16 protein-coding genes and 1 tRNA gene are annotated in these 17,380 nt (G+C 33.2%); 9 read left to right on the forward strand and 8 right to left on the reverse strand.

Annotated features, from left to right (window positions below):
* Positions 1 to 125 precede the first annotated feature (125 nt).
* The 5 genes from FNW38_RS03990 to FNW38_RS04010 all read right to left on the reverse strand — a co-directional run bounded on the left by FNW38_RS03990 (position 126) and on the right by FNW38_RS04010 (position 9,116).
* Entirely contained in the window at positions 126 to 1,481 is a 1,356-nt protein-coding gene (locus FNW38_RS03990) for a DUF5689 domain-containing protein (protein ID WP_143387102.1), read from the reverse strand.
* A gap of 174 nt (positions 1,482 to 1,655) precedes the next feature.
* The gene (locus tag FNW38_RS03995; RefSeq protein ID WP_143387101.1) at positions 1,656 to 4,493 is read right to left on the reverse strand and encodes a carboxypeptidase-like regulatory domain-containing protein; all 2,838 of its coding nucleotides are present in this window, start codon (positions 4,491 to 4,493) and stop codon (positions 1,656 to 1,658) included.
* Between the two features lie 504 nt (positions 4,494 to 4,997).
* Positions 4,998 to 6,212, reverse strand: coding sequence for an MFS transporter (locus FNW38_RS04000; protein WP_143387100.1), 1,215 nt, complete (start codon positions 6,210 to 6,212; stop codon positions 4,998 to 5,000).
* Positions 6,213 to 6,457: 245 nt separating this feature from the next.
* Complete coding sequence (locus FNW38_RS04005) at positions 6,458 to 7,498, reverse strand: Gfo/Idh/MocA family oxidoreductase (protein WP_144064481.1); 1,041 nt, start codon at positions 7,496 to 7,498, stop codon at positions 6,458 to 6,460.
* 547 nt (positions 7,499 to 8,045) lie between these two features.
* Positions 8,046 to 9,116, reverse strand: coding sequence for an NADH:flavin oxidoreductase/NADH oxidase (locus FNW38_RS04010; RefSeq protein ID WP_144064482.1), 1,071 nt, complete (start codon positions 9,114 to 9,116; stop codon positions 8,046 to 8,048).
* Positions 9,117 to 9,490: 374 nt separating this feature from the next.
* Here FNW38_RS04010 and rseP point away from each other — a divergent pair, with 374 nt between their 5' ends.
* The 3 genes from rseP (at position 9,491) to FNW38_RS04025 (ending at position 12,483) form a co-directional block, all read left to right on the forward strand.
* On the forward strand, positions 9,491 to 10,834 hold the full coding sequence (rseP, locus tag FNW38_RS04015; RefSeq protein ID WP_144064483.1) for an RIP metalloprotease RseP: 1,344 nt from the start codon (positions 9,491 to 9,493) through the stop codon (positions 10,832 to 10,834).
* Between the two features lie 138 nt (positions 10,835 to 10,972).
* A tRNA-Asn gene (locus tag FNW38_RS04020) sits at positions 10,973 to 11,046 on the forward strand.
* 231 nt (positions 11,047 to 11,277) lie between these two features.
* On the forward strand, positions 11,278 to 12,483 hold the full coding sequence (locus FNW38_RS04025; RefSeq protein ID WP_144064484.1) for a site-specific integrase: 1,206 nt from the start codon (positions 11,278 to 11,280) through the stop codon (positions 12,481 to 12,483).
* 63 nt (positions 12,484 to 12,546) lie between these two features.
* Here FNW38_RS04025 and FNW38_RS04030 read toward each other — a convergent pair whose 3' ends face one another.
* Positions 12,547 to 12,756 carry a helix-turn-helix domain-containing protein gene (locus tag FNW38_RS04030; protein WP_144064485.1) on the reverse strand — a complete coding sequence of 70 codons (210 nt, stop codon included), beginning with the start codon at positions 12,754 to 12,756 and terminating at the stop codon, positions 12,547 to 12,549.
* Positions 12,757 to 12,997: 241 nt separating this feature from the next.
* A complete protein-coding gene (locus tag FNW38_RS04035) occupies positions 12,998 to 13,231 on the reverse strand; it encodes a helix-turn-helix domain-containing protein (RefSeq protein ID WP_218043823.1) in 234 nt (77 codons plus the stop codon).
* Between the two features lie 184 nt (positions 13,232 to 13,415).
* On the opposite strand from FNW38_RS04035, the gene FNW38_RS04040 reads away from it, so the two are divergent.
* Complete coding sequence (locus tag FNW38_RS04040; protein WP_144064486.1) at positions 13,416 to 13,787, forward strand: surface-adhesin E family protein; 372 nt, start codon at positions 13,416 to 13,418, stop codon at positions 13,785 to 13,787.
* A gap of 310 nt (positions 13,788 to 14,097) precedes the next feature.
* Here the strand turns inward: FNW38_RS04040 and FNW38_RS04045 are convergent, their stop codons facing one another.
* The gene (locus tag FNW38_RS04045) at positions 14,098 to 14,331 is read right to left on the reverse strand and encodes a helix-turn-helix domain-containing protein (protein WP_144064487.1); all 234 of its coding nucleotides are present in this window, start codon (positions 14,329 to 14,331) and stop codon (positions 14,098 to 14,100) included.
* A gap of 89 nt (positions 14,332 to 14,420) precedes the next feature.
* On the opposite strand from FNW38_RS04045, the gene FNW38_RS04050 reads away from it, so the two are divergent.
* The 5 genes from FNW38_RS04050 to FNW38_RS04070 all read left to right on the forward strand — a co-directional run bounded on the left by FNW38_RS04050 (position 14,421) and on the right by FNW38_RS04070 (position 17,348).
* Entirely contained in the window at positions 14,421 to 15,095 is a 675-nt protein-coding gene (locus FNW38_RS04050; protein WP_144064488.1) for a DUF4919 domain-containing protein, read from the forward strand.
* A gap of 35 nt (positions 15,096 to 15,130) precedes the next feature.
* Positions 15,131 to 15,739, forward strand: coding sequence for a hypothetical protein (locus FNW38_RS04055; protein ID WP_144064489.1), 609 nt, complete (start codon positions 15,131 to 15,133; stop codon positions 15,737 to 15,739).
* Between the two features lie 87 nt (positions 15,740 to 15,826).
* Positions 15,827 to 16,279, forward strand: a complete 453-nt coding sequence (locus FNW38_RS04060; RefSeq protein ID WP_144064490.1) for a hypothetical protein — start codon at positions 15,827 to 15,829, stop codon at positions 16,277 to 16,279.
* Between the two features lie 26 nt (positions 16,280 to 16,305).
* Positions 16,306 to 16,740: a hypothetical protein gene (locus FNW38_RS04065; protein WP_144064491.1), complete on the forward strand. Its 435-nt coding sequence runs from the start codon at positions 16,306 to 16,308 to the stop codon at positions 16,738 to 16,740.
* A 416-nt stretch (positions 16,741 to 17,156) separates the two neighbouring features.
* Positions 17,157 to 17,348, forward strand: coding sequence for a hypothetical protein (locus tag FNW38_RS04070; protein ID WP_144064492.1), 192 nt, complete (start codon positions 17,157 to 17,159; stop codon positions 17,346 to 17,348).
* Positions 17,349 to 17,380: the final 32 nt, after the last annotated feature.

Below are 17,380 nucleotides of genomic sequence, written 5' to 3' on the forward strand. Positions count from 1 at the left end.
CCGTTTGAAATTTACATTCTGAAACATTCAAATTGATAATCAATATATTACAAATTTTTTTTCGAATAATAGAACACTCCATTAAAAAGTGCCGAAATCAAATTTTAACAGACAGACTAAAAAATTTACTTATCCCCAAAAATCTGCACATCATCCACTTGAAAAGCACCGTCCAACGCCAGGTTTTTTCCGGAACCTGTATATTTGAAAGCTACATTTATTTTGCCTTTGTAAGAAGATAAATCTATCCCGCCGCTTCCTATAAATTGATACCAAGGGGTGGCTTGTTTTGGTAATTTCGCCAAAACCGGAATCCAAGTTGCGGTTGCAACATTCAATCCGTCAAAATTAGTGGAAAGATAAACTTCCAAAGAATTCAATTGGGAGTCCACATCTAAGTGATGTTGGGCAGTTCTGAAAGTCAAGACTTCATTGGTGTGCGAATCCATATCTATTTTTGGCGAAATCAACCAAGCAATATTGGACGCAACTTTTGTACCTGAAATATTGAATTCAGCATAACCGTTCCCTGAATACACTGTTCCTTTCCAGAAAAGTGTTCCTTTTTGAACACTATTTGCCCAACCCGGAAGGCTCAAGTTCGATTTATCAACCACGGTTTCAAAATCTTCAGAGAAAAAAGGAACTACTCTATTTCCTGTCATAACAACATCTTTTTCGGAGCGCGGTAATAGTTGATAATCGGTTCCATATTTTGTTAAAATCCCTCTTACTTTTCCGCTACCATTGGGAACTAAATTACTGGAAAAATCGGAAAAACTGCTGGTTCTAAAATACACTTGATTCCCCAATTTATCCATCAAACCCCAATTGGTTGCGCCACCTACATTATTCGTTTCCTCAAAATAATGACGACCAATAGCAGCAGCCGTAAACTGAACATCGGATAATTCAATCAATGTATTCAAATTGGAATCGTTCAATACCTCTTCCATTGAAATTGTTTTTACAAGAAGTTCCTCCAGTACAGTTGTGCAAGAAGCATTCAGTACTTTTTTATAATCATTTTGCGAAAGTCGCCCTACTCCTCCTTCATTGTAAGAATTTACAAAAATACTTCCTATGCGCATGCCACCAAACGAAATGTCCGTGTATTGGTCTTTTAGTTTTAAATATACTTTATTACCCATTCTATAATCAATATACAAATTTGTAGCATCCACAGGAACACTAAATCCTATGGCTGGCGTTGTGGCTGTAGCCAAAGTTTGAAAGGAAATGGACTTAAAAAAATTTCCCGATTCATCGCTGGAAACTACATAAGCCTCAATTATATCATCAAAAGTATATTGTGTCACGATTGAATTGGCATTTTCCCGAACTTCCGCAACAGTTCGATTTACTATTAAATCCGGTTGCGTACAACTTAGTTTTGGAATAGCTACTTCATCGTTTACACAACTGGTAAAAAGTGTTGTGATTATTATAGAAAAAAACAGGGAATTGAAAATTGGTTTCATAGATGACTATTTATTGTTAAAAATGATTTGTCTAAAATTTGCTACTTATATGACCTTATATTTCTTATATGGTTAAAACATTTTAGTTGTTTTTTGAACCATATAAGAAATATAAGGTCATCTGAATTTTAGAATATATTAATTGTTTACGTTCATTGCGTAATCCGTTTTTATTTATAAATTGATTGAAATATTTACGAAATAAGTTCTTCCGTAGCCGTAAAAATATTTGTTGCCAAAGGATGGTGTTCCGCTGGAAACATCCTGATTGCGCTTCCTGAAATTGGCATTTCTGGCTTGTTCGTAACCGCCAGTTTTATAAACAGTATTCAATGCATTATTAACGCTGGCAAAAAGACCTACATATTTACCGTAAATGCGCCATGATTTTCCGCCAACCAAGTTTAATAGTGTTGTTGGAGCAAACTTTTCCTGTTGCAATAATTCCTTGGCTCTTTCTTCCGTAGCTTCCGGAAAGGAAAATCCGCTGGCGGGATTAATATAAAAATGATCTGTTCTGGCAATGGGAGAAAAATCAATATAGCTGTTCGCTAAATAATTAATATTTACACCAATCCACCAAAATTTAGGATCTCGGTATTCAATTCCCAACGAATACGCTTGTTGTGGCGAGCCCGGTTGTTTGTAGTTTTTCAATGCTGCGGTTCCAAAATCAAAAACGGGATTCGTATTTTCTATTGAAGCTTCGGCATCATTTGTCACCATTACATTTGGATTGCTGTCATACGTATATTCACCAAAAGCTGCCGAAAAAGTGGTTTTCAACGTTGAGTTTATCTGGTATTCCAGACTTAACTCGGTCCCCAGATTTCTCTTGTTCAAATGCGTTAGCGTCTGACTCACAAATGCACTGGTGTTGTTATACCCTGCCCCATCGTCAAAAATTCCTTCGGCGTAAAAGAAAGAAGTTTGAGTGGCGTCTTTTATCAACGTATAAAAAGCGGTTAATCGCGCTTTGAATCTTGGAGAACGATGGATATAACTGGCATCCAGACTACTGCTATTTTCACTTTCCAAATCGTCAACAATCCTATTATTTAAGCGAGAATTTGGAAAAGTATTTCTAATTGTTGGTGCTTTTGTCAAATGCGCTGCGTTAAAAACCAACAGTTGTTTTCCGGATATTTTGTACGTTACTCCACCTTTGAATCCAAAATTTTCGAATGTTGCTTTCTTACTTTTTCCAAAGGAATTCGTTTCGTAAATTCCGTTTTTGTACAATCCTTCCCTTTGATAATTGGTGCTTGAAAAACTTTGAGCCAGATAAAAATCGACTTTGTTGTACGAGAATTTGAATTGTGTAAACGCATCAAGTGTATTGGCAACATAATTATAATTGTATCCGTATTCATCCCCAACAACTACTTGACGGTTTGGATTATTCAAGTCAGATTGAGATTGGTTTCCGTTATAAAAAGCATCAATATCTTCAAAAAAAGCACCACCTAATAAATCTAAAAGCTTTTGGTAATTGTGTGATTTCAAGTTTTTAAAAGATCCCCCAGCATTCAAAATAACATTTTCCGTGAGCTGTGTATTAAATGTAGAAGTCGCCACGATTGTTTTATCATCCGTGCGGTCTTCATATAAAACATACTTGCTTTTGGAAGGTTCGTAACCTGAAATTGTTCCATTTATATCTGCAATTGGGTTTTGATTGGCTTGGTACATCGCGTTCCAATCGATTTGCTGATTGGCTAAAAACAGTACTTTGCTTTTTTCCGCATTCTCTAAATCCGGTGTGAATTCACCTGAAAATTCACCGTTATCTGATTCATAATGCGAACTGTAATAACTTGGCAGTTTTCTATAATAGGTAGGATCCGGACTATTGGCATTTTGATAATCGATGTTGCTGTTTCCAATTTTTCCAAACTGATACATCAAGCTAGAATTTAAAGTTGTCTTGTCATTAACTTTAAAAAAATGATTCCCCATCAAAATGGGTTCTTCGATAGTTTTCATTCTCGAATTTCTCTTATTCCCATCTTGAAATCCCCAATAGGAATTGTATTTTCCGTTTGTTAATTGAGTAACTTCGGTGGTATTTGGGGAATTTTTCCCTCTAGAATTTGGCGTGTAAAATACCGTAAAGCTCAGCGAATGATTGTCGTTTACTTTTTTCTCCACACTTATAAATCCTGAATTGGCATCATAATTCGTTCCTTCGAAATAGCTTTCTTGTGCCCATCGCTTTCCTGCCGAAACCACCAATGCCCAGCCTCGCGTATTCATTCCGGAAGCATAGGTTCCCATCATGCGCCAACTGTAATTGGTATTGGTCCCGGAAAATGAAATTCTGGTGCCGGGTCTATAAATGGAAGCTCGGGTATTGATTTCCTGAGTGCCCAATATTCCCCCAAAAGTATAATCGGAAGGAGCTGTTCCTACTGAAAATTCCTGATTACGCAGCGCATCGTTCAAGCCTCCCCAATCACCCCATTGTGGTCTGCCATCATATAATTTATTCATCGAAACGCCATTAATCATCATCGTGGAATGTTCGCTATCCAATCCCCGAATTCTAAAACGAGCCTGTCCCCAATTGAACGCCGCCGCTTGCTGAAAAGCATCTTTGGAGGATTGCAAAAGCCCCGAAGTGCTTTCGGAGCCACTGTTGTCATCGCTTAAATCACTTTCGTATAGCGTTATTAAACTGGTTTGTTGTTCTGAAGTTTGATCTTCTTCTAATAGTATCAGGTCTGAATCGAGTAGTTGTCCTGCTATGATTTCAACAGGAAATAATGCGTCCTTATACCCCTGACTGTGAAATAAAACCAGTTGGTTTCCTTGTGAAACATTATCAAATCTAAATTCACCATCAACTGTTGTCAGCTGCATTAAATTTGTATTTTGAATCGTAACTACGACAGATGCTACCGGTTGTTGTGTTTTGGAATCGATAACTTTTCCGGAAATGCCTGTTTCTTGTTGTGCAAAAGCAAAAGGCATTGAAACAAAAAAGAAGAGAATCAGGGTAATTTTTTTCATAAGCACATTATGTCTTTTATGAGCGAATTAGAATGGGCCAATAAATAAAAATTCTTTATTCTATTTCGACTTAATCAAATACGGTCCTTAGAGAATCAACATTACGGATAATGATGATTTTTTTTGAACAGCAGAGATTATTCCTAAATAGAATAAAGAATCAGAAAAATGGAAAAAATGTTTTTGGAAAGTGGTATTTTGAGACCGAATAAAATTCTGCTGAAAAGTGTGGTATTAGAATTTTAAACTAAATTTAAATAGCTTACTATTTAAATTTAGTTTAAAAATAAGAAAAAAACTATTAAGTTGTTCTTTTTTATAGAAAAAATCTTATAATTTTTTTTAACTCCTATAATCTGGAAATATTCTAAGAAATTAAAAACGCAATGAATAGCCCCGATGGCAGCAAGTATCCTTTTTCTCGTTTTTTTACGAGAAAAAGATACTGCGTACAGCGGGTGTGGGTATTCTTATAAAAACGGGGATGTTGTGCTTCTAAAAAAACTAGTCTTGAATTGCCTTGATTTTGGTAACCATTAGTGCAATGAAGAATCCAAAAATACCAATGAAAGCGAATGAAAACCGCAAACTAAATGCCTCGGCTATGTAACCAATTATGGGTGGTCCCATTAAAAATCCGAGGAAACTTACACTTGAAACGATGGTTAAAGCTTCGCCTGTTGGGATAGTTGGATGTTTCCCTGCGATGCTATAAAGGGTTGGTATAATAGTTGAAACTCCTAATCCTACAAACATAAAAGCAATGGTTGACGGAATTATGAACGGAAAAAATACAGCGGTAAATAACCCTACCGAAATCATACAACCACTAATTTGCATCACTTTTTTTCGTCCAAATTTATGACTCAAGCCATCTCCAAAAAATCGACCACTTGCCATCATAATCATAAACGAAGTGTATCCCAAAATCACTAATGGCCCAGGTGCTTTGATGACATCTTTGAAATAAACACCGCTCCAGTCGAACATGACACCTTCACTGGCCATGCAACAAAAACCAATTATACCAAGGAAAATTAAAGCACTATCTGGTTTAGTAAATAATTTTTTCTTTTCGGTTTGGATGGTTTCTTTGGCTTTTATTAAAAATTTGAAATTAAAACCAATCATCAAAAGCACAATTGAGGCAACGATTAAAAAGTGTTGATACGGAGTAAGTTCCAATGCTAACATTCCCAAACCTACCAAAGCACCCGTGAATCCTGCCAAACTCCACATGCCATGAAAAGACGACATTATGGTTTTCTTAAAAAGTTCTTCGGTATAAACGCCCTGAGTGTTTACGGATATGTTTGCCAAATTCCCAAATATTCCAAATACAAATAATCCCAGTGACAATTGCCAAGCCTGAGTGGCCAGTCCAAGATTAGTTAAACTAAAAACATAAAATAATAGAGAGAATATAAGGATGCGGTGACTGCCGAATTTGGTTACTAATTTTCCGGACAGAGGCATAATCACCAATTGTCCCATTGGCAAGGCAAATAGAATAGTTCCTAAATGACCATCACTTAAATGCAATGCTGTTTTGATATCCGGGATTCGGCTCGCCCAAGTGGCAAAACACAAACCCATACCAAAATAAAACATCGAAACTGCCCAACGAATTCTATTCAAATAAGAAATCTTAGCGTCTTTATACGTTTTCTTATATTTTGCTTTGGTTCTGAACCTACCTATAAAATTTAAATCTATCAAGACAATTGGATTTTGAAATTTTGCTATTCAAAAATACAAAATCCAATCTTTCCATTTTAGTAAATACTTTATAAACCGAAAAATACATCGTTATTGTTTATAAATTAGGTTAAAAAAGCATTAGTATTTAGGATTTATTCACCACGAATTTCACAAATTTTACACGAATTTTTAGTTAGAAACTAAAGAAATTAGTGTTTTTCGTGTAATTCGTGGTAAGGATTTTAAAGGATAATCATAATGAACTATAAATCAATCACTTTCTTTTGGGCACTACTTTGAATCGCCGCTTCAATAATTTGCATGACATGAACTCCGTCCTGAGCAGTTACCGGCTCTGATATATCATTTGAAATAGAATTCCAAACCCCGTCAAAAAAATCATAATAATTGCCTTGAAGTGTTGGTACTTTGGCATTAAAAATATCGTTCTTGATTTCAGTATGTAAAGTGCCTTCTTTACTCTTAGGCTCTTTTCCCCAAGTGTCTAAATTTGGTTTTTTTCCAAGTTTTAAATCGTCTTCCTGCACATCGCCACGCGGTTTTAGGAAAGAACCTTTTTTACCATGAATCATATAAGACGGAATGGCCTCCCTGACAAAAAATCCCGCTTTCAATCGGACACGGAAATCAGGATAATACAGCAAAATATCTATATAATCATCTACCAAAGAATGTTCTCGCGTGATTCTAATATCAGCAAAAACGGATTCGGGCAAACCAAATAAACACAACGCCTGATCAATTAAATGAGGTCCTAAATCCTTTAGAATTCCTGCGCCGGAATTGGCAGTTTCTTTGTGTGACTTTGGACTCAAAAGTGGATTGTAACGGTCAAAATGGAATTCGGCTTCCACGATTTCACCCAACACTTTATCTGAAATGATTTTCTGAACAGTTTTGAAATCGCTGTCCCATCTTCTATTTTGGAAAACGGCTAGTTTCACTCCTCTTTCTTTGGCCAAAGCGGCTAATTCCTGAGCTTGGGCAACGGTTGTGGTAAATGCCTTTTCGACAATCGCGTGTTTTCCCGCAAGCAATACTTTTTTGGCATATTCATAATGCGTATCCACTGGCGTATTAACAATCACTAAATCGACATCGTCTTCGAGTAAAGCCTCCATTGTGGCATAACTTTTAACCGAAGGATAATCCTCTCGTATCAATTTTTTACTTCTTTCCCATGAACCAAGCAGTTCAAATCCTTTATGAAATGATATAAACGGGGCGTGGAATACTTTTCCAGACATTCCGTAGGAAAGTAAAGCAGTTCTTATTTTTTGCATGTACTGTTTTTTTAAGTCGAACACGAATTTATAACTTTTAATTTTAAAACTCACATGAACTTATATTCCTTATGCGGTTAAATTTTGAACCATATAAGGAATGTAAGTTCATTGAAGAAATAGGCAGAATGATTGCTAATTAATTTTTGCTTGAAAATTTGGTGAAAAATAATTTCGTGTTAATTCGTGAAATTCTATCTAATACCAAAGACAAATATAATATAGACCAATTATTTATCCTCACCCCCAACCCCTCTCCAAAGGAGAGGGGAGTCGTTGGACTATATTATATTTTCCTTTGGTATAACTCTTTTCAACTGTTTGGTTAAGAATTCGAAATAGTATTATGGTTTATAAAATCTGCTGAATCTGCAAAATCTGCGTGCTAAAAATTTTCACGCAGATTTTGCAGATTCAGCAGATTAATGTAGTAGAAAATTTATTTTTTATTGTCCTCTTTGATAAACCCATTTCATCACTGCGTATTTTCAGAGTTAGCAACTCTTTGTCTAAGTCCAACCACTTTCTTTAAATTCGTGTTTACATTTTATTTAATTTTTGCTCTATCGTATTGTTTGGGCCATTGAATATCCGCTTGAAGTTCCTGGGCGAATGTCAATCCTAAATTGGGGTTTCTAAGGGATTCTCTTGCGAACAAAACCAAATCCGCTTTTCCGGTTGCAATTATTTCTTCTGCCTGACCGGATGCTGTAATTAATCCAACGGCACCTGTCATTATTGCAGTTTCTTTTTTTATTCTTTCTGCAAAAGGAACTTGGTAACCAGGTCCTAACGGAATTTGTTGGCGAGACACTAATCCTCCTGAAGAAACATCAATTAAATCAACTCCTTTTTCTTTTAGTATTTTCGAAAGCTGAACTGATTCTTTGATGTTCCAACCGCCATCCGCCCAATCCGTAGCAGAAATTCTAACAAACAAGGGCAAATTTTCCGGCCATTCCGATTGCACTGCTTCCACAATATCCAAAGTAAAACGGATTCGGTTTTCGAAACTTCCCCCATATTCGTCCGTTCTAAAATTAGACAAAGGTGAAAGAAACTGATGCAATAAATACCCGTGAGCCCCATGAATTTCCAGTACTTGAAAACCCGCTTGAACGGCTCTTTTAGCAGTTGCTTTAAAATCGGAGATTACTTTTTGAATTCCCGATTGATCTAACGCGATTGGTGCTTTTTCATTATCATGATAGGCGACAGCACTTGGCGCCACCGTATCCCAACCGCCTTGGGTTTCATCTAATTTCCTGCCGCCTTCCCAAGGTGCAGCTGCACTTGCTTTTCTCCCGGCATGCGCCAATTGGATTCCGGGAATTGAATTTTGACTCCCAATAAAACGATTAATCGCTTGCATCTTTTCGATTTGTTCGTCTTTCCAAAGTCCCAAATCACCGGGTGAAATTCTGCCTTCGGGAGAAACCGCAGTCGCTTCCTGAATAATTAATCCTGCACCTCCACTGGCACGACTGCCTAAATGCACCAAATGCCAGTCATTGGCAAAACCATCAATTGCCGAATATTGGCACATGGGCGAAATAACAATTCTGTTTTTAAGGGTGGTGTTTTTTATTTGAAGTGGTGAAAATAACTGTGCTGCCATTTGTATGAAGTTTAATTTAAAAGTAAAATGATTTTTCTAAAAAAGTAGTCCGACAGGATTTATTTGAAAATAATAAACAGCATACTTTTGGTAAAAGCATATACTCCTTAATTTTAAACACATAAGAAATAAAAGTTCCTTAAAGTTTTAGCTTCATTATGGCTTATAGGAACTTCTATTTCTTATATGATTTAAATTACACTTTACTGTTTCATAACATTTCCTGAAAAAGTAAAGTTAAGGGACATAACTGAAAGTAAAAATTGAAATTTCAATTAATTAACAAACATTTAAAACTGTATCAAAGAATTATTACAAATTAAACAAATAGAAAACCTTACTTTTGTGAGTTGTAAAAGAACTAAAATTAAAAAATGGAAATAGTTATCAAGCTTTCTCAATTTTTATTGAGCTTATCATTACTTATTATACTTCACGAATTAGGACATTTTATTCCTGCAAAATTGTTTAAAACCAGAGTCGAAAAATTTTACCTCTTTTTTGATGTTAAATACTCCCTTCTGAAAAAGAAAATTGGCGAAACCGAATACGGTATCGGTTGGTTGCCTTTGGGTGGTTATGTAAAAATTTCCGGAATGATTGACGAGAGTATGGACAAAGAGCAAATGGCATTGCCACCTCAGCCATGGGAATTTCGTTCTAAACCGGCTTGGCAACGTTTGATTATTATGCTTGGTGGTGTTACTGTGAATTTCATTTTGGCATTCCTAATTTACATCGGAATGGCATTTGCTTATGGCGATACCTACATTGCTAACTCCGATTTGAAAGACGGTCTTTTGATCGAAAATAAAGCCATGCAAAATGCAGGTTTCAAAACGGGTGACAGAATCATTTCTATAGATGGCGAAAAAGTAGCACGTTTTGATAATGGAATCAACGCCAAAGTAGTAATGGGAAAACAAATCCTTATTCAAAGAAATGGAATCGAGCAGTCTATCACAATGCCAAATGATTTTGTGGATCAATTATCAAAATTTGAAAAAGCACCATTAGTATCTATCAGAATGCCATTTGTTATTGGAGCTGTTACTGCAGATTCTAAAAATACTGCTTTACAACCAAAAGATATCGTTATTGCTCTTAACGGTCAAAAAACAAAATATTTTGACGAAGCCAAAACAGTTTTGGAAAACAATAAAAACAAAACCATTAACGCCACTGTTTTAAGAAATCAAAAAGAAGTACAAGTTCCTGTTACCGTTTCTAAAGATGGTAAACTAGGGGTGCAAATTGGAGGTTTAGGAATGGAATCTTTAGAAAAACTAGGCTATTACAAAATTAGCAAGCAGGAATTTGGACTTTTAGAATCTATTCCTGTAGGATTAGCAAAAGGAAAAGACCAATTAGTAGGGTACGGAAAACAGCTGAAAATGATTTTCAGTCCAAGTACCGGTGCTTACAAACAAGTAGGTGGTTTTAAAGCCATATTTGACATTTTTCCCAATACTTGGAGCTGGGAAGTTTTCTGGACGATCACCGCTTTGTTATCAATTATGCTTGGCGTAATGAACTTATTGCCTATTCCGGCACTTGATGGTGGCCATGTAATGTTTTTATTATATGAAATTGTAAGCGGTAAAAAACCAAGTGATAAATTCCTGGAGAATGCACAAATGGTTGGTTTCGTATTACTTATAACACTGTTACTATTTGCTAATGGAAACGACATTTACAAGGCAATTCTTGGGAAGTAAAAAAAATTGAAAAAAGTTTTATTTTTGCTTGCAGAAATCAAATTAAGCCCTATCTTTGCACCGCTTTACAAGTGAAACACACTTCACTAATAAGCACACAAAAACGTTCATTCCTTACCAGAATAAAAATATACAGTTTCCTTCTTAGCTCAGTTGGTTAGAGCATCTGACTGTTAATCAGAGGGTCCTTGGTTCGAGCCCAAGAGAGGGAGCTTTTTAAAAAGACTTTACAGTGATGTAAGGTCTTTTTTGTTTTAAAGCGATAGTGAAAGCGGGACTTCACGATGTTTTATTATAAAATGGAAATTTTCTCATTTGACAACTTTGACAGGTTTTTTGATAAAAAAAGGTACCCATTGCGGTACCCATCTAAAATCTCGAGGTACCCATTTTAAAATTCCGAATTGTTATGCCAATTGTTTAACTCAAAATCAATTGGAAACATGCACCAAGAAAAAATCACAATTCTGTTTGTAATTAGCGCAAACAAGACTAATCAAAAAGGATTATGCCCTCTTAATTGTAGAATCACTCTTAACAAAGAACGCAAACAATTCACTACAGGACTTTTTGTAAACCCAAACTACTGGGAGAATAAACTTCAAAAAGTCAACACTCAAGATGCCAACTACAAATTTATTAATGCTCAAATAGAGCAAATTCAAATCAAGATAAACAACATCGCATTAGTTTTTCAACTACAAGGTGCAGATTGTACTCTTGATAACATCTATAATAAATACATTGGCGTAGAAATCAAAAAGAAGGAATATGTCCTCTCCTATTACAAACAGTATCTTTCCAAAATTAAAAAACTCGTAGGATTAGAAATTAAAGACAACACCTATGATAAATTTGTTTACGTGGGAAACCATTTGGAAGCATTCCTCAAATGGAAATTTAAAAAAACAGATTTTCCTCTAGAAGAATTGAGCCTACAGTTTCTTGACGATTTTGACTACTATTTAAAGACCGAGAAGAAACAAGAGCAAATCACCATCAACAAAACCATTCAAAGGCTTAGAGCACCTATTAAACAAGCCATTTCAGAAGGCTATTTAGATAGAGATCCATTTATACTTCACAAATCCAAAACAGTCCGTAAAACCGTTATATTCCTTAGCACAGAAGAACTCAAAACCCTTGAAGAAGCCGTATTGCAACAAAAAAGATTAAGCACCATTCAAGACCTATTCATTTTCTGTTGTTACACAGGTTTGGCGTATTATGAAATGGCTAATCTTGAGAAACAGAACATCCAAATAGGTTTCGACGGGATTAATTGGATTCAGATGAAACGTGAAAAAACACAACGCCAAATCTCTATTCCAATTCTTCCAAAAGCACAAGAAATCATTGAGAAATACTCAACCGATAGTAACCACATATTCCCACCAATAAGCAATCAAAAATTCAACTCTTATCTCAAGGAAATTTCAGCTATAACTGGAATTGAAAAAAGATTGACGCACCACATTGCTAGGAAAACGTTTGCATCTACTGTCTTACTTTACAATGATGTCCCAATGGAAATTGTATCAGAACTACTGGGTCATTCTAACATGGTTATTACACAGGAAAGTTATGGGAAGGTAGTGCAGAAGAAAGTGAGTGAGGCAATAAAAAATCTTATTGTCAAATTGAAATAGAATAACATCCTGATTTAACAAAAGTTGTTGTTGGTCAGGATATTTCTATTAGAAGATTGTCGATTATTTAAAAAGTTCTATTACATCAACTTCTAAAGCTTTGGAAACTATTTCTAAGGTCGAAAGCGTTGCATTGGCTCTTCCTGCTTCTAATCTGGACATATTACTCTTCTCAAAGTTGCACTTGGCAGCCAAATCTTGTTGAGACAAATTTTTCTCAATCCTGATTTCCTGAATACGTTTACCAACCTTTATTTGTAAAGAATTTCCCAAATCTAAATTATCATTTATGATAAGTCAAAATTTGTTCTATATTTGTTTAATGTGGTTATCATAAAAGATAACTGTGTTTTATTTTATAGAATGAGGAAACCCGTAATGAAATGATTTTGAAAAAAAATTGCTTTGCCAACAAATCACTAAAAGTGGGTATTGTGTATGGGAAGTAATACGCGTTCCTTTGTTAGCAATGGACACTCGTGAAAGTAGTATAGGTTTGTTTTGAATTTAAAATTTAAGGAGTGTCAAAAAGGAATAATTGAGAAATATCGATTTTTAAGGTTTTGGAAATAGCATACAAGGTTGTAACAGAAGTATTAATAACGCCTCTTTCAATTCTGCTGATTTGGGAAATTTCGACACCTAGTTCATTTGCAAGCTGTTCTTGAGTAAAACCCTTTGCTAATCTAGCTAAACGGAGATTTTTTCCAAAGCTTATTAAAATAGTATTTCTGTCTAGATTATCCACGAAATAAAATTCGTTGAATAAGTTATTTTGTTAATAGGCAAATTTGCCTACTTTTGAATAAATAAAATTGGAGCTTAGAAACTAAAAAAAAAACGGGACGTAACAGTTAAACTAAAACCAAAAAATGTAACCAAAACAAATCGAAATACTTATGAAAAAATTATTTTTAATAATGTTTTTTTTTATGACCACTTTTTCATTTTCACAATCAAATGATAATTTCACATACTTATGTACAGTTTCAGATAATAAAGAATCAGAGTATTACTTTTATATTGAAAAAGTAAACTATAATTCCAAAGAAGTTTGGATAAAAAAAATCGAACCGGAGAAAACTGTAAAAAATAAAAAAGGTAAATATATTAAAACTGGAGGTAAAGAGATTTTGCAGTTTATGTCTATAAACTGTTCAGAATACGAATTCGATGTGAAACAAACTATTTCTTATGATAGAAATGGAAATGTAATTAAAAATGATACGAGTCAAAATTATGGTAATAAAGTAGTTCCAGGTTCTGTAATGGCAGGAATATTTGAAGGTGTTTGTTCAGAATAGTTATTCAAAATGCTTTTCTTCTGAAAATCAGAAAAGCAAAAAAATTTGTAAATATTATTAAAAATTTAAATTGAACACTAATAAAGCAACATAAAAATCGTCTTAAAGAAACTGTATTTACAAGCATATGATCTATTAACTGGTTCTGAAAAAATTGTTTCCCTGACAAAAGATGAATTGGTAGTGGTAAATCAATACAATGATGACGAATTAAAATATTTTAAACGATTGTAAATAAAAGATATTTGATTACGGTAAACCGTAAAACAAATCAAATTCAATAAATTAAATTTGGCTAGAATTCAGAATATTAGTTTGCATCAAAAACAAAGAATTCAGAAATATCAACATTTAAAACTTTAGAAATTGAATAAAGGGTTGTAATAGAGGTGTTAATCACGCCTCTTTCAATTCTACTAATTTGAGAAATCTCAACACCGAGTTCATTTGCAAGTTTTTCTTGGGTGAACCCTTTTGCTAAACGGAGTTGACGAAGATTAGCTCCAAAAGTAATTAATATGCTTTTTTTATCTTGATTATTCACGAAATAAAATTCGTAGAATAAACCAATTATACAGTAGGCAAATTTGCTTATATTTGAAAAACTTTTAAAAAATAAATATTTAAAACGATATGATAAAACAATATGCACAGGCTTTTTTTATTCTTTTCACAACAGTTGTTTTCTCTCAACAGAAACCCGACTATGAACTTATTGAAAAAAATATTAAAGATGAAAATTCTGAATATTATTACACTTCCTTATTGGAAAGATATAGAAAAGGTGATAAATCAATGACATTAAAACAATGTGAACACTTATATTATGGTTTTGCTTTTCAAGATAATTTTAAAAATTTTCGGTATAAGTCATTGACAGATAGTATAGCAAAGTATGAAAAAAATGAAGATAAATTAGACTCTAAAAATATTTTAAAACAATTAGAGTTTAGAAATCAAATATTAGAAAAAAGTCCATTTGATGTTAATCATATATGGGGGAAAATAAACAACCTCGATTTACTAAAAAGACAAAATGAGATTAATATTTGTTTTAATCAATTAGATATAATGCATAATGTGGTCAGGAATTCTGGTGATGGATTAACAAAAGAAACGGCTTATTACATTAATAATGTACAATTTGAGTGGTTCTTAATTAATTTATTGGACCTAAAAGCCACTAAAAATCCGGAGACAATTGATGAAATTTACGAGTATATTTTATTGGAAAAAAACGATAAAAACATTAATGGTCTATATTTTAATGTTGAAAAGGTACAATATACAATTGAATATCAAAATTAAAAAATACAGTTAATCAGCCATTTAACTAAATTATTATGAAATTATTCTTCCTCTTGTTTCTATTTATTCCATTAGACGAAATTAAAAAATCGCCATCTGACTTTGAAAATGAGCTAAATTACATTGTTAAAGATTTCAGAGAAGATATAATGGACGAATATAAGTGTAAAAAATTAATGAACAATGCAGGTTCTATTTCTGATGAAATTGAAGAAGAATTAAAGGAAACAAATAAGTACACTTCCTATGAAATTAGCCAACTAAGAGAGCTAAAAACTAAAGCTGATGCTTTACAATCTTATATTGGAGGTGTTGGAAGTTGTGCAAGTGCTATGTTTCCATCTTTTAAGGAATTTGAAATAGCAAATCAAATGGTATTTGGATCCGTTACCTATGTTAATCAAGGAAAATTTTGTGTAGATTTTATATCTGTAACAATAGGGAGTTACGTTGTTTATATGGCTAAAAACAGTACTTCTATCAATTATACAGTAAAATATAATTGGAAAAACAATAATGGAACTTCAAAAGGCAATGGAACAATGGGACTCCCTGAAAAAACATTGAGAAGCATTTACAACAATAGAAGTAATCAAACACAAAAAAAAATTACGGTTTTGGGAGTTACTTGTATTCCTTTTTGATTATATCAATGTTTTAACTAATCAAAAAAACATAAAAACAGAGTCGCTGAAAACTGAATAGAGTAAGCAAAACAAAATCTATATAAAATGAAAAAAATAATTTTTACCCTAACATTTTTATTGGCAACAATTGCAAGTTTTAGCCAAAATTTGACTCAAAAATACAATAGCTATTTAGAGCGAACTGAATTTTATGATTCATCTGGGAAAATGGTTGCATATGCTAAAGAAAACACTTATCTAAACAGAACAGAATATTATGATTCTTATGGCAAACTTATTAAATATGAAACAAACAATCAATATTTAAACAGAACAGAAACTTACGATTCCTCTGGCAGACAACAAGGATATGAAAAGAATAACTCTTACTTAAATCAAAACGAAACATACAATCAATCTGGTCAACAACAGTTAACAAAAAAATGGAATGAATATTTAAAACGATATGAGGTTTATGATTCTTTTGGTAAAATGAGAGGCTATTATACGTACAATAGTTATTTAAAACAATGGGATTACACAAGCGCTTCATACTAAATAAAATAAACCTTAAAAATAATTATATGAAAATCATCATCAACATACTTGCTTTATCACTAAGCATTTATTCATTAAGTGCTCAAAATTTTAAAACAGATTACACAAAAAGTTATATTTCCAAAAATTGTGGTGAAGAGAAATTTGCATTCACCTTTTATAATAATACCTTATTCCGGACCGATTCATATTATAACACTTCAATTAAAGTCCCCTCAAAAAGACAACTTACAGATTTTGATAATAGTGGTTTTTATTATGAAATGTGGTTACCTACTTTTTATTTAGAATTGTACGGCATAAATGAGTATAATAAAGTGCCGCAATTTAATTATAAAGTATGCTTTGATAAAAAAGGAGGTGATTTATTATACATCTTTGAATCAGCGGCAAATTCAGGAATAGATTCAGGTAAATTTTACTTTACTTTAAAAGGTCGTAATATATTTTGTACTGATTAGAAATCAGAATCTATATAATGAAAAGGCTATTTATGAAACTGTTACCATACATTGGTGCACTTAGCTGAATTTAACTATGGTCTTATATTTGAAAATTAGTGGTTGATGCGAAAACTCGAATTTTTAATCCCAAAACCTATTGTGATCAAACCGTTAGAGATAATATTAAAAAATAACAGGAAACTAATATGAATTTTACATCTAATCAGAAAAAATTTATTGATTCCCTTTTAGCCCAATTAAATTTTAATCAAATTGTAAAGTTTGATACTGATAAATTTAAAACACAATATTTTAATCAATTTCTATCGGCTTACAAAACATTTAAAAATTTAGCGAATTGTGAATACTCAATGATACTGTATAACAATGTGGAAAGAATATTTCAGTCTAAATTAATTTTATAATAGAAACTAATGAGTGAAAATAATAATAGTAAGAATGCTTTAGGATGTATTTTAATAATTGTATGTATGGCTGTATCAATACTAATTTGCCAGCCAGTGATTAGCATACTTGGAGATGGAGCTTATCCGATAATTGTAATTGTTGGTGTATTATTAGGTAAATTTTTATCGAAAGTGTTTTTTAAAGAAAATGATGAATAAAGCTAAATACCAGCAACTAACCGCCGTTTGCC

The sequence above is a fragment of the Flavobacterium gawalongense genome, assembly GCF_007097265.1.
GTDB classification, from domain to species: Bacteria; Bacteroidota; Bacteroidia; order Flavobacteriales; family Flavobacteriaceae; genus Flavobacterium; species Flavobacterium gawalongense.

What these genes read in the sequence shown, in the direction of transcription:
- FNW38_RS03995 (WP_143387101.1), bottom strand. Translation starts at nt 4,493, where the DNA reads ATGAAAAAAATTACCCTGATTCTCTTCTTTTTTGTTTCAATGCCTTTT.
- FNW38_RS04040 (WP_144064486.1), top strand. Translation starts at nt 13,416, where the DNA reads ATGACCACTTTTTCATTTTCACAATCAAATGATAATTTCACATACTTA.
- rseP (WP_144064483.1), top strand. Translation starts at nt 9,491, where the DNA reads ATGGAAATAGTTATCAAGCTTTCTCAATTTTTATTGAGCTTATCATTA.
- FNW38_RS04055 (WP_144064489.1), top strand. Translation starts at nt 15,131, where the DNA reads ATGAAATTATTCTTCCTCTTGTTTCTATTTATTCCATTAGACGAAATT.
- FNW38_RS03990 (WP_143387102.1), bottom strand. Translation starts at nt 1,481, where the DNA reads ATGAAACCAATTTTCAATTCCCTGTTTTTTTCTATAATAATCACAACA.
- FNW38_RS04025 (WP_144064484.1), top strand. Translation starts at nt 11,278, where the DNA reads ATGCACCAAGAAAAAATCACAATTCTGTTTGTAATTAGCGCAAACAAG.
- FNW38_RS04050 (WP_144064488.1), top strand. Translation starts at nt 14,421, where the DNA reads ATGATAAAACAATATGCACAGGCTTTTTTTATTCTTTTCACAACAGTT.
- FNW38_RS04005 (WP_144064481.1), bottom strand. Translation starts at nt 7,498, where the DNA reads ATGCAAAAAATAAGAACTGCTTTACTTTCCTACGGAATGTCTGGAAAA.
- FNW38_RS04070 (WP_144064492.1), top strand. Translation starts at nt 17,157, where the DNA reads ATGAGTGAAAATAATAATAGTAAGAATGCTTTAGGATGTATTTTAATA.
- FNW38_RS04065 (WP_144064491.1), top strand. Translation starts at nt 16,306, where the DNA reads ATGAAAATCATCATCAACATACTTGCTTTATCACTAAGCATTTATTCA.
- FNW38_RS04060 (WP_144064490.1), top strand. Translation starts at nt 15,827, where the DNA reads ATGAAAAAAATAATTTTTACCCTAACATTTTTATTGGCAACAATTGCA.
- FNW38_RS04010 (WP_144064482.1), bottom strand. Translation starts at nt 9,116, where the DNA reads ATGGCAGCACAGTTATTTTCACCACTTCAAATAAAAAACACCACCCTT.